The organism is Nitrincola sp. (assembly GCF_048264025.1).
Classification (GTDB): domain Bacteria; phylum Pseudomonadota; class Gammaproteobacteria; order Pseudomonadales; family Balneatricaceae; genus Nitrincola.
Map to the genome: position 1 here is coordinate 12,662 of NZ_JBLXDN010000027.1, position 13,646 is coordinate 26,307.

Genomic DNA, 13,646 nt, shown 5'->3' on the forward strand with positions numbered 1-13,646 from the left:
TTTTGAAATGTCTAATACGAATTTTAGCACAAACTTTAACCAGTCACTAGCAGCTCAGCGGGATAGACTGCTGAAGCATATCGCCATGACCGGCCACGTTAGCACAATAGAAGCGCGCAACAATCTCAACATCCTGCACCCCGCTGGACGAATTCAGGAATTGCGGGAATCTGGGCATGTGATTCTATTAACTTGGGAATGGCAAAACGACCACGAAGGGCGACCCCACAAAATAGGCCGGTATCATTACATGGGTGTCCGTGCCTGCTTTCGTAAACGGTTAGCGGAGGGTATGGCATGAACCCTACTGAGCTAATTCTCGAAAGGCTTTCAAAGGTTAAAAAGAATGGTCGAGGGTTCACGGCATTATGCCCGGCGCATCAAGACCGAAGCCCTAGCCTGAGCATCAAAGAAGCCGACGACGGAAAAGTTTTACTGCACTGTTTCGCAGGGTGTAGCACTGATGACATTGTTCAATCTATTGGCCTAGAGATAAGGGATTTATTTCCCGAAGGCATGAGTAATGAGGCCAGGCTAAACCATGAGATTAATTGCCTTAATTCAGCGAAGTTTGAGGCTTCAGTGCTGGTTGAGCTGGCAATAGCGGGTGGTGATAGCTTGAGTGATGACGACATGCTGCTTGCAGCGAAGGCTAAGCAGGATCTGAAGCGAATTAATAATCGCCTAGATAGTTTGCTTACACCGCCTCAGCAGGTGGCACATGACACCCTATTTACTCCCCCGGATCGTGATTATGTAAAGTTGCCCGACAGCTTTAAGCGTACTGAGCTTGGCAAACTTGCCGCCCGAATAGCACACTGCATTGAGTTTCCAGAGGCTTCGACAGCTTTGGCACTGCTGACAGGTGCATCTGCTGCTGTCTCAACATCATACGCAGTTCAGTATGTTACAGGGACACCAGTTACAACAGGAATATACGCGGTTATTGAACAGCCCCCCAGCATGATGAAAAGTCGTTTGCTGAGCTATGCCCAAAAGCCGTACCTTGATGGTGTCCGGGATCATAACCGGCGCATTGCTGCAAACAATCAGGGACTGGAAAAGGATGATCCGAAGGCGCTTAGGGCTTTCGATGTAACGACAGATGCTACCTCAGCAGGCTTAGATATGACCCTAGCGAGCTGTAACGAGGGCCGTTTCTTTGTTGCCAGTGCAGAGCAAGCCGCTTTTCAGTCACTGTTTCCCGAATCGGGCAGCTATGACAGTAATAACGCTTTATTACTCCAGGGGTGGCAAGGTGAATATGCCTCAGCTACGCGCAAAGGAAGGGCTACATTCAGCGGATATGCAAGTGGGTGCGTATTGGTAATTGCTCAGCCTGGCAGTAGTTCACGGGTGTTCAGTGCAAGCAACGGCACAGGGCTTGCTGAGCGTTTCTTTTACCTCAGTGAACCAACACCATTAGGCACTCGAACGCATCATGGTGAGTACGTCACACAGTGCGAGACTGAACCCTTCAATAAAGCTTGCCGGATGTGTGTCGATGATTACAGCAGACGCCGATTTGATAGCCTTGAAGTTCAGCAAGATCCTGATGCACTTAATCAGCTACGACTAACGCAAGAGGGTTATCAGCTAATGCTTGATACACGGAGGCGCATTGAACCTGAGCTGGGACGTCTGGCGGCTAATGGGGAGCTGATGCAAGTAGGCTGGCTTGGCAAGATTGAAACTCACACCATGAAGGTGGCAGCCGTGCTGCATGTTATTGAGTGTTTAGCTAACGACTGCAAACCATCCGGCCAGATACCCCTGAACATGGTTCAAACGGCGCTTGAATTCGTCGAATTAATGGGGCAGCACTTAGGTCAGCTACTACACGATAATGGCGAGACCGGCGAGGCAGCAGAGGTTGATGCAGTTCTGGATTTAGTGAGCCGCAAACCCTACAAAATAAGGCCGTTGGCACAGGCTCTGCGTAAACGATTACCTTTCAGGACAATGGGGAAAATGGCTTACACCCGTGCAAGAAGTAGAGTAGAAGAAATGATGGAGAATGGCCGTCTAGTGGTCAGAACTGGCGGGGTGATAGAGCCAGGCTGATTAATCAACTGAACCCCTCTAGCCCGGCACCTGCTGGGCTTTTTTTTTGTGTACCTTGTGTACCTAGTGTGTACCTCGAAGGTACACGCCTCAAAGCCACGGGAGACTAAGGCTAGAGTGTAAGTGTGTACCCTGTGTACCTTTTTCTTCATTTTACCTATATAGGGTTATTTCCCTCTTGCAATCCCCCCCGACGGAAAAGTGGTACACGCGGTACACACTTGACCTCAAACCCTTGCGACACTAAGGCTGAGGGTGTGTACCTCGAAGGTACACGGCAGGTACACGCGGTACACACTAAAGATGCCAGCGGTACAGATCGCCCTTGCCCCTATTGCATTGAGTCCTGATACAGGCAGCAACAACCCCAGCATTTAAGGGCTTAAAATCGTTTCCAGGAAAAAACCCAACATAATTACCAACATTAAAACACCTAATAAGCACGTCAATATAACGTAATTGCATATTAATCGTGTTTCTTATGCGATAAAGGTTGATTTTTACTCATAACAGGATAGTATAAGGATATAACTGGAGGGTATTAGTTATGGCTAGAGTAAGAGGCTCGCAGAAGCTAAACAAACAATCTGATAAATATTCAAATCGTCAAAGACGGGAGTTAGAAAAATGGCAGCAGCAACAGCGACAAAAACAGCAGCAACAAAATCAGCAAGTGAGCGACTGAGCGCAGTACACGCTGAGCTTGAAATTATCGCTTCTCGTTACGACGACATTCAGGAGGCTTTCGATAAGGCCGTACAAGTAGGCGATGACGCAGAAGCCGAGGGCTTGCAGTTGCACTTCAAGCGTCTTGAAGATTCGCGCAAAAAGGCAGCCGCTAAAATCGAACCCCTACAACGCGCTGTTGAAGCCGAACAAAAAGCCGCGAACCTGAAAGAAGGTCAGCGTCTTGCCCGGGAAGCAGATGAGATGCTGGAGTCATTGCGACAACTACTAAACAACAGCTTTTTCAGAATCGAGCAAGCACTTGATGTGGTTGATTGCCTGTCAGATCATACCGCCTTGAATTGGGGCATGAAGGCCGCTCAAGCACGCAAACTAGGTGCTGAGGTTGATTTAGTGATACCTGAAATCGACCGCTCATTATTCGATCGTTTGCACACTGCACGTATCAGATTAGGTAATGTGACAGGTGAGCTTGCCCAGCGTCAGATGATGGTCAGACGGGGTGGTCTATGACAACACCGCAAGCAGACATACGCGACAAGTCAGGTCGATGGGTGAAGGGTTCGACACCTAACCCATCTGGACGCCCAAAGACAGCCAGCGCTGAGCTAAAGCGGCAGCTTGCCCAGCATGGGACGCAGGTTGTGCAAACTGTTGTTGATGCAGCCCTGGCCGGTGATCTGACAGCCTGCAAATTGGTGCTGGATCGAATCAGCCCGGCACTGAAACCCGTGGCTAGTCCTATCAATATCGAATTGCCTGATAATGCTGGCTTGGCTGGTACTGCGCGTGCATTCGTGGATGCCGCCGCTACCGGCAAGATTCCGCCCGACGTGGCCGGTCAGTTGGTGACAGCCGTTGCCAGTCTTGCCCGGATCACTGAAATAGATGAGTTGGAGCGCCGCCTGACAGCACTGGAGGCCGCAAAGTGAAAAACATAGGTGATCGTATAGCTCAGTTGGAACTGCGTGCCGGTAAGTCTGCCTTTGTAATAAATGCAGACGATCTGCGTAGATTAAACGAGGCGCTGGATAATGAAGATGTTCATGCCGCGACCTGTGTGCTTGCTGAATTGTTTGATGGCGAACACATAACACCAGACCAGTTAAACCAGATTGACCGGCAACTGGAGGCTGCACGATGACACGCACAATATCGACACGCATTAAATCGCTTGAGTCTAAAACACAGGCTGATTTTCTGTGTGATGATGTTAAGACTGCACTGGTAAATAAATTAAATGACCCGGCCACCTCGGAGCATAAGCAGGCGCTAATCCGCACCATTCTTGAGGCAAAGAAGATCATCTTTCCAGCGGCTGGCATTACCGGGCTAAATCAAATATACGGAGAACACAATGAACACTAAGCAAACAGTATCAACTCAGGCGGCTGCAATCGCCTTTGCACTTCAATCAAAATGGCGTCACTTTGGCGAGTCTAACCTTGCTCAAATTGTTCAGGACACACTGGATCAGATCAACCAGACAGACACCCGTACAGATGCGGCTGAGGTCGTCAATAAGCCGATGTCAGGGGTTCTTGATCTGGTAAGAGGTCAGCACCTTATGGCACCGCCAGCACTGCCAGGCGCCGAAACTAGCCAGCGTGTGGACGCAGATACCAAAGCAGTTAATCAACAGGGTTCAGGTTTTGCAGCAGCACTGCGTGACCAGTGGAGGACATGATGGCCGACAAGCTGAATAAACGCATTGAGCGACTAGAACAGCAGACCACCGACAATGACCGGGTTGATCGTATCGAGATCATGGCACCTGATGGGGATGATGGTTTTGCTATGGTTAAACAGCCGGATGGCGAATGGCTGAATAAGCCGCTAGTGGGTGAGGGTACAGCGTGAGCATACCGAGCCGGGAGCGGTGTTGTGGCTTTTCGGAACAGTACGCACGCGCGAACGGCTACGAGCAAGACAGGTGCAACACGATCATTTGCAGAGAATTCATAGTCAAAAATCAGTTGTTAAAATATGGCGTGTTTATTGCTTCATTTTTTAACTGGCTGATTTAGATTATCTAAAGTAGATATAATTTAGGGTTAAACGTTGGTTTTGTGTGAATAGCAACCAATTAAAACATGAAAAATCTGCAAGCTACCGTGTCCACAAAACACCGATAAGCTAGAAACCCCGCCCAATACCGTGTTGCAGCTACCAGACCCCAGCCACGTTCCTAAAAATGGAACGCGACGAAAACAATGAGCGGCGCGACTTTACCCCAGAAGAAAAGATTGCGATTGCCCAGGCTATCGAGGCTAAGTTGGCTGGTAGGGTTGGTAATCCAGACCTTAAACCAATTAGTCTAACATTAGACGAATTGCCAAAAGGCCGCACAGATGAACTAGCAGCCGCCGCCGTTGGTATGGGTAAGGACACCTACCGCAAAGCCAAAACCGTATTCAATGAAGCGGATGAATAAGCTGCTTTCCGGTTTAAATAAATAGAAAAAATAATTTAAGCGTTTTTCAGAAGTGGGGCTTTATGTTGGGCTGGTTAGTTTTAGCGCCTTAACCCATTGTTTTTTAATGAGTAATGGTGCCCGGAGGCGGAATCGAACCACCGACACGAGGATTTTCAATCCTCTGCTCTACCGACTGAGCTATCCGGGCTAACCGAGGCGCGTATTAAATTAAATTTGAGGGCTTACGTCAACACCTTTACGGAAATACTTATGTTTTTTTGTACTTTAGCCCCTTTAGAGGGGCTGTTGTTGGGTAATGCAATGAATATTGCCGCCCCCGAGCAGTATTTCACGTCCTGGCACCTGCACCACACGATGCTCCGGACAGAGTGACTGGATAATGCGGCAGGCTTCGGCATCCATCGGGTCGTTGAAGCTGGGCATGACGATGCCGCCGTTACAGAACAGGAAGTTGATGTAACTGCCTGCCAGACGATTACCCGCCTGGCGTGGTTGCGTGGCATCTATCGGGTCAACACCTTCGGCTTCTTCGGCGGTCATATAGAGTGGACCGGGAAGCGGTAGCTTGTGCACTGTCAGTGGCCGCCCTTTGGCATCGGTCTGCTGGCTGAGGTAGTCCAGTGCCGCCTGAGAATGTGCGTACTGTGGATCCTGGGTATCATCTGTCCAGGCCAGCAGCACTTCACCAGGGGCGATAAAGCAGGCGATATTATCCACATGCTCGTCGGTTTCATCTTCGAAGATACCTCGTGGTAACCACAGTACCTTGTCGATCCCCAGATAGTCGCTCAGTTGTGCTTCGATATCCGCACGACTGAGATGCGGGTTACGGTTAGGGTTCAGCAGACAGGCCTCGGTAGTCAGCAGGGTACCTTCGCCATCCACATGAATGGCACCGCCTTCCAGCACGAAATCAGCGCGGTAACGGCTCAAACCTTCGATCTGCAGCACTTTGCGGGCAACCTGGTCATCCTTGTCCCAGGGGAAGTACAGGCCGCCATTGAGTCCGCCCCATGCGTTAAACTGCCAGTCAATACCTCGCAGTTCCCCTGCCGGGTTCTTTACAAAAGTAGGGCCGGTATCACGCATCCAGGCATCATTGGTGGATAGCTCGATAAGCCGTATATCAGGGGCTTCAGCCAAGCGAGCAGCAGCATTTTCATACTGGGCCGCAGAAACACCCATCGTGACGGGTTCAAACTCGGCTATGGCACGCGCCACGGCAGCAAAGGCTTGCTGGGCCGGTTTTGCGCCCAGGCGCCAGTTGTCTGGGCGTTCCGGCCAGATCATCCAGGTCTGGGCATGAGGACACCACTCGGCTGGCATGCTGAAGCCGTCCTGGCGCGGTGTGGTATCCAGGGTCCGGCTACTCATGACCGGGTTACTCCGTCTTTGGTGAGTATCACCTGAAACAGGTCAGGTCGGCGGTCACGGAAAATGCCCCAGCTATGCCGCTTGTGGGCAATGGCGTCGAGATCGAAACTGTGCACCAGAATGCCGCTGCTATCGCGATCCAGCTCGGCCACTTTTTTGCCGGTTTCATCAGCAATAAACGATGAGCCATAGAAGGTGATGGATGAATCCCCTTCGGTTTCTATGCCGGTGCGGTTACTGGCGATCAGCGGCACCAGATTGGCACCGGCATGGCCGCACTGCACGGTTTGCCAGTGATCGCGAGAATCCAGGCCGTTGTCCTGGGGTTCACTACCGATGGCGGTGGGATAAAACAGCAGTTCAGCCCCCATCAGCGCCATGGCCCGTGCACACTCCGGATACCACTGATCCCAGCAGATACCCACGCCGATACGGCCATAGGCGGTATCCCAGACCTTGAAGCCGGTATCACCTGGGGTGAAGTAGAACTTCTCTGAGTAGCCCGGGCCATCAGGTATGTGGCTTTTGCGGTAGATACCCAGCAAGCTGCCATCGGCATCAATAATGGCAATGCTGTTGTAATAGGCGTTGTTGCTGCGCTCATAAAAGCTGATGGGTAACACCACCTGGAGTTCGGCCGCGATGCGGCTGAAATGGGCAATCGCTGGGTTGTCTTCAAGGGTGGTAGCGAAGCTCAGATAGTCATAAATTTGCTTCTGACAGAAGTAGCAACGTTCGAACAGCTCCTGCAGAAGGATAATCTGTGCCCCTTGTGCATGGGCTTGGCGCACCAGGGCTTCGGCACTGGCTATATTCTCTTCGACATCCCAGCCACAGGGCATTTGGGTGGCAGCAACGCTGACTTTACGCATAGTGAAACAAACTCCTGAATTCAATGCCTGATTTAAATACCTAGCCGGTCACGCAAAGTGTAGTAGAGAGCGCCCATGGCCGTAAAAGGTACGCGGAATAACCGTCCACCCGGGAAAGGATAGTGTGGCAGGCTGGCAAAGGCATCAAAACGCTCGGCCTGGCCCTGTATGGCCAGTGCCAGGGACTTGCCTGCCACATGGGTAAAGGTGACTCCGTGACCTGAGCAGCCTTGTGAGTAATAGATATTGCTGCCGATACGGCCCATTTGCGGCAGCCGCGACAGGGTCAGTAAGAAATTACCTGTCCAGGCGTAGTCCACCTTGATGTTGGCCAACTCCGGAAAGGTTTGCTGCATTTTCGGGCGAATAATCCGCTCGATATCGGCAGGATCTCTGGCACCATAGATCACGCCACCGCCGTAGATCAGGCGTTTATCGCCGGACAAACGGTAGTAGTCCAGCAGGTAGTTACAATCTTCAATACAGTAGTCCTGCGGGATTAAACGCGCCGCTTGCTCGTCGCTCAGCGGTTCGGTGGTAATCACCTGAGTACCGCAAGGCATGGATTTCGACGCCAGTTGTGGCAGCAGGTCGCCAAGATAAGCATTACCGGCCACCACGGCAAAGCGGGCCTTCACGGAACCCTGAGCGGTAACCAGTTCTACTGGCTCACCGGGTTTAATCTGGGTAACGGCCGAGTGTTCGTAGATTTGGCCCCCGAGTGATTCCAGTGCAGCGGCCTCCCCCAATGCCAGATTGAGTGGATGAATATGCCCACCGGTATGATCCAGTGCACCCCCGACGTAGCGCTCACTGTCGACAACATCGCGAATGCCCCTGGCATCCAACAACTCCAACTGATCATAACCGAATCTTTGCCAAAGCTTTTGCTGGGTTTCCAGGTGCTTCAGTTGCTGGCCAGTAATGGCGGCCAGTACTCCACCCTCTTTCAGGTCGCACTCTATGCCATAGTCTTTAACGCGCTGGCGAATGATCTGAGCTCCTTCAAACGCCATTTCCGCCAGCAGTTTAAGGTTGCCTGGGCTGGCCTGCTTCTCAATCGCATCGAGATCACGGCTGTAACTGTTGACGATCTGACCGCCATTGCGACCGGATGCTCCCCAGCCGACGCTGACCGCCTCAAGTACAACAACCTTATAGCCAGCTTCAGCCAGATACAGGGCTGTAGAGAGGCCGGTATAGCCTGCACCTATCACACACACATCAGCTTCGACCTGGCCTTGCAGGGCGGGTCTGTGCGGTGTGGCATTGGCAGAAGCGGCATAATAGGATGGAACCGGTTCAAAAGCTGTCATCACAACCTCACTGTCGGAAAATAGCTATCAGTCTATGCCAGAAAAACCTATCTTGAAAGCAGGCTACTGGCTAAATTAACCTGCTATGATTGTTTCATATCTTCAGCTTACGAGGTACTTATGTCTACACCAAAAACACGTCAGGAGTGGCAAGAACGGGCTTCTACCCTGGAATTTAATGGACAGGCATTTATTAATGGCCAGTTTTGCCCAGCGGTGTCCGGTGAAACCTTTGCATCGATCAGCCCGCTGGATGGCAAGGTTCTGACGGAGGTCGCCAGTTGCGATCAGGCTGATGCTGATCTGGCAGTGATTGCCGCACGGCAGAGTTTTGAATCCGGTAGCTGGAGCCAGTTGGCGCCAGCCAAACGCAAGAAAGTGCTACTGCGCTTTGCCGAACTGATACTGGAAAACCGTGAAGAACTGGCGTTGCTGGAAACGCTGGATATGGGGAAACCTATCAGTCACGCCCTTAAAGGTGATGTGCCGGCAACCGCGCGCGCTATCAGTTGGACCGCTGAAGCGATTGATAAAGTCTATGATGAGCTGGCACCGACACCAGCCAACCAGATAGGTATGGTGACCCGTGAGCCCATCGGTGTGGTAGCGGCTATCGTACCCTGGAATTTCCCGCTGATCATGGCAGCCTGGAAGCTGGCGCCTGCGCTGGCGACAGGTAACTCGGTGATCCTTAAACCTTCGGAAAAATCGCCCCTGAGTGCCATTCGCCTGGCGGCACTGGCACAGCAAGCCGGTATTCCTGACGGCGTATTTAATGTGTTGCCGGGTTACGGACATACCGTGGGCAAAGCGTTAGCACTGCATCAGGATGTTGACTGCCTGGTGTTCACCGGATCGACCGGTGTGGCCAAGCAGTTGCTGATCTATGCGGGTGAATCAAACATGAAGCGTGTGTGGCTGGAGGCTGGCGGTAAGAGCCCGAATATTGTCTTTGCCGACGCGCCGGACTTGGATCGTGCCGCTACTGAAGCGGCATCGGCTATCGCCTTTAACCAAGGTGAAGTTTGCACAGCGGGTAGCCGTTTGCTGGTGGAAGCCAGTATCAAGGATGACTTTGTGTTACGCGTGGCTAAAGCATTAAAAGCTTGGCAGCCAGGCCATCCACTGGATCCAAACACCACCTGTGGCGCCATAGTCGATCAGCAGCAGTTGGAAAGAGTCATAGGTTACATCGAAGCGGGTGTGCAAGAGGGTGCGACTCTGGCCGAAGGCGGCAGCCAGGTGCTACAGGACAGTGGTGGCTACTTTGTGCAGCCGGCGTTGTTTGATAATGTCACCAATCAGATGAAAATTGCCGCCGAAGAGATCTTCGGGCCGGTATTGTCAGTCATTCCTTTTGAAACCGCAGAAGAAGCCATTGCGATTGCCAATGACACTATATACGGCCTGGCTGCCGCGGTTTGGACTGCAGATATCAACAAGGCGCACAAAACCGCTAAGGCACTGCGTGCCGGTAGTGTCTGGATCAACCATTATGATGGTGGCGATATGACCGCGCCTTTCGGTGGCTTCAAGCAGTCAGGCAATGGACGGGATAAATCCCTGCATGCTTTTGACAAGTATACCGAGCTGAAAGCTACCTGGATTGAGCTTTCTTGAGTGTAAGCGCTTACTTGAAGCTTGAGGTAGGTAGGTGGATAAGTACGTAGAGAACGACTGGAAAACCCAGCTCTATACCCTGCTGGATGCCTTGCCGTCGGATCGGGTGATCAGTTATGGCGGCCTGGCACGTCAGTTGGATGGTGTTAATGCACGCATGGTGGCGCGAGCGATGTCCAACTTACCCGAAGGCACCACTCTGCCCTGGCATAGGGTGATTCGCAGTGATGGTCAGCTTGCCGATCATGCTGGCGTTGCCGAGCAACGTGCTCGGCTGCTGGCTGATGGCATTCTGCTGCAGGGTAATCGGGTGCCTAAAAGCTATTTTCTATGATCAGAATACCACTTAGAGCAATTCCTTGAACCTATGCCAGAGCATACCGGCGGCCAACAAGGGTGCTCTGAGATGCCGTCCGCCAGGAAAGGTCATGTGGTGTATGCGAGTGAACAGTTGATAACGCTCGTCGGTTTCACCACTGATGGTTTCGGCCAGGATGCGGGCCGCTAGATGCGTAGCGTTAACCCCATGCCCTGCATAGGCCTGAGCGAAGTAAATCGCTGGGCAGTCTGGTAACTGACCTATCTGGGGTAGGCGGTTAGCGCCGATGCCGAGCATGCCACCCCATTGATAGTCGATTCTCACCGGACCGAGTTGTGGGAAGACTTTGGCGATACTGGGGTGTAATGCCGCCGCAATATCTTTGGGATCCTTGCCGTTATAAGTGCATAGACCACCAAAGATTAATCGATTGTCCTGGCTGATACGATAGTAGTCCAGGATGTTACGCATATCAGCTACCGCTTTTCGACCTGGCATGAGTCGTTCACAAAGTTCGGCTGGCAGCGGCTCTGTGGCGATGATGTAGCTACCTGCGGGTAGGATTTTGCCACTCAGCCAGGGCTCCAGATCCGGATTCAGATAGCCATTACAGCCCAGCACCACCCGGTTACAGCGCACCTGGCCCTGCGGGGTATGTACCACTGGCCGGTCACCCTTCTCTAATCGGATAGCTGGCGATTGCTCGAACACCTGCACGCCTAACTGTTCTGCCGCTCCGACCTCACCCAGCAACAGGTTGAGCGGATGCAGGTGGCCACTACCTTCGTCGACCAGCGCGCCGGTATAAAAATCCGAATCAACTACCTGTTGTTTTAGCTCAGCAGGGTCCAGCAAATGCAGTCGGTGAGGATAATTAATAGCTTGCAGCGCTCGCAGCTCTTCATCCAACTGCTTGCGGTGCTTTAGGTTTGTACCCAGGTCGGCGTAACCCAGTACCAGATCACAGTCGATCTGGTGTGTCTGGATGCGCTGCTTGACCAGTTCCAGCGCCTCGGTGCCCATCTGTTTGAGTGCCAGCACACCTTCGTCACCGAGGGTATTATGAAACTGATTCAGATCATGGCCTATACCACGGATGAGTTCACCACCATTGCGGCCTGAGGCACCCCAGCCGATCCGATGGGCTTCCAACAGCACCACACTAAAGCCACGCTGCACCAGCTCCAGGGCGGTATTGATGCCGGTAAAGCCAGCCCCGACAACACAAATATCCACATCCAGCGTTGTCTGTAGTGCTGGCCAGGTACGCTGGCTGTGCCGAGTTGCCGCGTACCAGGAGCGGGTATGTTCAGTGGCTGAGTTCATGCTGTAAATTCCTTTCTGGTTTGATCAGACCGTGTGCAGGTACCAGAGGTACTCCAGGTCCGAGATGGTATGCTCAAACTCAGTCAGCTCGTGTTCTTTACAGGCTACAAAAATTTTCAGGAATTTGTAGCCAAGATATTCCAGCATTACCGGAGAGTCTTCCAGCTCTCTGAGGGCATCCCGCAGGTTGTTAATCAATGAGGAGTCATGCTGCTCATGGGCATTACCTATAGTAATTTCAGCCGGTTCAATCTTGTGAGTGATACCGAAGTGAATGCCCGCTAACACCGCTGCCATCAGCAAATAAGGGTTGGCATCGGCACCGGCAATACGGTGTTCAATACGCAGGGCCTCCGGATCGCCACCGGGAAGGCGCAGAGCCGTGGTACGGTTGTCGACGCCCCAGGTGGGTGCGCTGGGCACATAGTATTCCGGGCTGAAACGGCGGTAGGAGTTGATATTCGGGCAGAGCAAGGCCATGGCGTCGTTCATAGTGGCTAGCAATCCACCCACTGCCCAGCGCAGCATATCATTGGGTTCTTCCGGGTTTCCTGCAAAGATGTTGTGGCCATCTTTGTCTATCAGGCTGACATGCAGGTGCATGCCACTACCAGACTGATCATGGTAGGGCTTGGCCATGAAGGTGGTGTCCATTTCATGGTCATAGGCCATGTTTTTGATCAGGCGCTTGAGCAATGTGGCGTAATCACAGGCTTTGACCGGGTCATCTACATGGTGCAGGTTGACCTCAAACTGTCCGGGTGCTGATTCAGCTACCAGTGCATCGGCTGGAATGCCCTGCTCATGCGCGGCATCGAGTACGTCAGCCAGAAATTCGGCATACTCATCCAGGTCATCAATCGAATAGACTTGAACACTGGCAGGACGCTTGCCCGAAATAGGTGATTTAGGTGGCTGCGGACGACCAGAGATGTTTTCCTGGTCAATCAGATAAAATTCCAGCTCAAACGCAGTGACCGGTGTCAATTCCAGCTCTTTGAAACGTTCAACAACCTTTTGTAGCACCACGCGAGGGTCTGCAAAGAAGGGTGTCTCCCTGTCCAGCTCATACATGGTCATCAGCAGCTGTGCTGTTGGGCGTTTTTGCCAGGGCTCCATGTTCAGGGTGTCGGGAATCGGTAGGCAGATGCGGTCCGCTTCACCTATATCCAGCCCCAGGCCGGTTTCTTCGACCGTGGTGCCCTGAATATTTAACGCGAAAATTGATGCTGGCAGTGCCACACCCTTATCAAAGACCTTGAGTAGTGCTCCGGGATCAACCCGTTTGCCGCGGACAATGCCGTTCATGTCAGCAATAAGAAGATCAACAAACTGCAGCTCAGGATGTTCCTGCAGGAAATTAGTGGCTTGTTCTGTACCCGAACCCATAAGGGAAACCTTTATATCCGTTGGTAGTTGTGCGATGACAGTGGTTTGTCAGCAAAAGAATCATCACTGAGTTAATTCTAATAATCAAATGCTGTCAACAATTGAGTTGGCCTCTCCATGCGTTGTTAACGGCAGGTATACGGCATCGTCATGAGGATGAAAAAAAGTTGCGTAAACAGCAATGATCCCCTTGATAAGCGCACGGAGTCGCGCTACAAGTTTAACTTAGAAGTCAGCAGACT

Annotated in this window: 16 protein-coding genes, 1 tRNA gene and 1 pseudogene; 12 read left to right on the forward strand and 6 right to left on the reverse strand. The window is 52.0% G+C overall.

The genetic code is table 11. The features are described 5' to 3' along the window. The first annotated feature begins 7 nt into the window (after positions 1–7). The 10 genes and pseudogenes from ACN0R1_RS15935 (at position 8) to ACN0R1_RS15980 (ending at position 5,185) form a co-directional block, all read left to right on the forward strand. On the forward strand, positions 8–301 hold the full coding sequence (locus tag ACN0R1_RS15935; protein WP_417584626.1) for a helix-turn-helix domain-containing protein: 294 nt from the start codon (positions 8–10) through the stop codon (positions 299–301). After that, positions 298–447 (forward strand): annotated as a pseudogene (locus tag ACN0R1_RS15940) (CHC2 zinc finger domain-containing protein); the annotation flags it as partial. The gene ACN0R1_RS15935 and the pseudogene ACN0R1_RS15940, both read left to right, overlap by 4 nt. 135 nt (positions 448–582) lie before the next feature. Then, complete coding sequence (locus ACN0R1_RS15945) at positions 583–2,064, forward strand: DUF3987 domain-containing protein (RefSeq protein WP_417584698.1); 1,482 nt, start codon at positions 583–585, stop codon at positions 2,062–2,064. A 627-nt stretch (positions 2,065–2,691) separates the two neighbouring features. Continuing rightward, the gene (locus ACN0R1_RS15950; RefSeq protein ID WP_417584628.1) at positions 2,692–3,264 is read left to right on the forward strand and encodes a hypothetical protein; all 573 of its coding nucleotides are present in this window, start codon (positions 2,692–2,694) and stop codon (positions 3,262–3,264) included. Continuing rightward, on the forward strand, positions 3,261–3,683 hold the full coding sequence (locus tag ACN0R1_RS15955; RefSeq protein ID WP_417584629.1) for a DUF5681 domain-containing protein: 423 nt from the start codon (positions 3,261–3,263) through the stop codon (positions 3,681–3,683). The genes ACN0R1_RS15950 and ACN0R1_RS15955 overlap by 4 nt, the downstream gene beginning before the upstream one ends. After that, positions 3,680–3,895, forward strand: coding sequence for a hypothetical protein (locus tag ACN0R1_RS15960; protein ID WP_417584630.1), 216 nt, complete (start codon positions 3,680–3,682; stop codon positions 3,893–3,895). The genes ACN0R1_RS15955 and ACN0R1_RS15960 overlap by 4 nt, the downstream gene beginning before the upstream one ends. Then, a complete protein-coding gene (locus ACN0R1_RS15965) occupies positions 3,892–4,119 on the forward strand; it encodes a hypothetical protein (RefSeq protein ID WP_417584632.1) in 228 nt (75 codons plus the stop codon). The genes ACN0R1_RS15960 and ACN0R1_RS15965 overlap by 4 nt, the downstream gene beginning before the upstream one ends. Beyond that, positions 4,109–4,438 (forward strand): hypothetical protein, encoded by a 330-nt coding sequence (locus tag ACN0R1_RS15970; RefSeq protein WP_417584634.1) that lies wholly within the window; start codon positions 4,109–4,111, stop codon positions 4,436–4,438. The genes ACN0R1_RS15965 and ACN0R1_RS15970 overlap by 11 nt, the downstream gene beginning before the upstream one ends. After that, positions 4,438–4,611 (forward strand): hypothetical protein, encoded by a 174-nt coding sequence (locus tag ACN0R1_RS15975; protein ID WP_417584636.1) that lies wholly within the window; start codon positions 4,438–4,440, stop codon positions 4,609–4,611. Before ACN0R1_RS15970 ends, ACN0R1_RS15975 begins: the two co-directional genes overlap by 1 nt. 334 nt (positions 4,612–4,945) lie before the next feature. Beyond that, positions 4,946–5,185 (forward strand): hypothetical protein, encoded by a 240-nt coding sequence (locus tag ACN0R1_RS15980; protein WP_417584638.1) that lies wholly within the window; start codon positions 4,946–4,948, stop codon positions 5,183–5,185. Positions 5,186–5,299: 114 nt separating this feature from the next. Here the strand turns inward: ACN0R1_RS15980 and ACN0R1_RS15985 are convergent. The 4 genes from ACN0R1_RS15985 to ACN0R1_RS16000 all read right to left on the reverse strand — a co-directional run bounded on the left by ACN0R1_RS15985 (position 5,300) and on the right by ACN0R1_RS16000 (position 8,750). Next, positions 5,300–5,375: transfer RNA gene (locus ACN0R1_RS15985), tRNA-Phe, on the reverse strand. Between the two features lie 86 nt (positions 5,376–5,461). Continuing rightward, entirely contained in the window at positions 5,462–6,562 is a 1,101-nt protein-coding gene (aguA, locus tag ACN0R1_RS15990; protein WP_417584640.1) for an agmatine deiminase, read from the reverse strand. Next, positions 6,559–7,434 (reverse strand): N-carbamoylputrescine amidase, encoded by an 876-nt coding sequence (aguB, locus tag ACN0R1_RS15995; RefSeq protein WP_417584642.1) that lies wholly within the window; start codon positions 7,432–7,434, stop codon positions 6,559–6,561. Before aguB ends, aguA begins: the two co-directional genes overlap by 4 nt. A gap of 32 nt (positions 7,435–7,466) precedes the next feature. Beyond that, complete coding sequence (locus ACN0R1_RS16000; protein WP_417584644.1) at positions 7,467–8,750, reverse strand: NAD(P)/FAD-dependent oxidoreductase; 1,284 nt, start codon at positions 8,748–8,750, stop codon at positions 7,467–7,469. Positions 8,751–8,870: 120 nt separating this feature from the next. Between ACN0R1_RS16000 and ACN0R1_RS16005 the strand changes: the two genes are divergently transcribed. Both ACN0R1_RS16005 and ACN0R1_RS16010 read left to right on the forward strand, forming a co-directional pair. Further along, positions 8,871–10,370, forward strand: coding sequence for an aldehyde dehydrogenase (locus tag ACN0R1_RS16005; protein ID WP_417584646.1), 1,500 nt, complete (start codon positions 8,871–8,873; stop codon positions 10,368–10,370). 34 nt (positions 10,371–10,404) lie between these two features. Further along, positions 10,405–10,704, forward strand: coding sequence for an MGMT family protein (locus tag ACN0R1_RS16010; RefSeq protein ID WP_417584648.1), 300 nt, complete (start codon positions 10,405–10,407; stop codon positions 10,702–10,704). A gap of 12 nt (positions 10,705–10,716) precedes the next feature. Here ACN0R1_RS16010 and ACN0R1_RS16015 read toward each other — a convergent pair whose 3' ends face one another. Both ACN0R1_RS16015 and ACN0R1_RS16020 read right to left on the reverse strand, forming a co-directional pair. Beyond that, positions 10,717–12,015 (reverse strand): NAD(P)/FAD-dependent oxidoreductase, encoded by a 1,299-nt coding sequence (locus ACN0R1_RS16015; RefSeq protein WP_417584650.1) that lies wholly within the window; start codon positions 12,013–12,015, stop codon positions 10,717–10,719. A gap of 24 nt (positions 12,016–12,039) precedes the next feature. Continuing rightward, positions 12,040–13,404 (reverse strand): glutamine synthetase family protein, encoded by a 1,365-nt coding sequence (locus ACN0R1_RS16020; RefSeq protein ID WP_417584652.1) that lies wholly within the window; start codon positions 13,402–13,404, stop codon positions 12,040–12,042. Positions 13,405–13,646 lie beyond the last annotated feature (242 nt).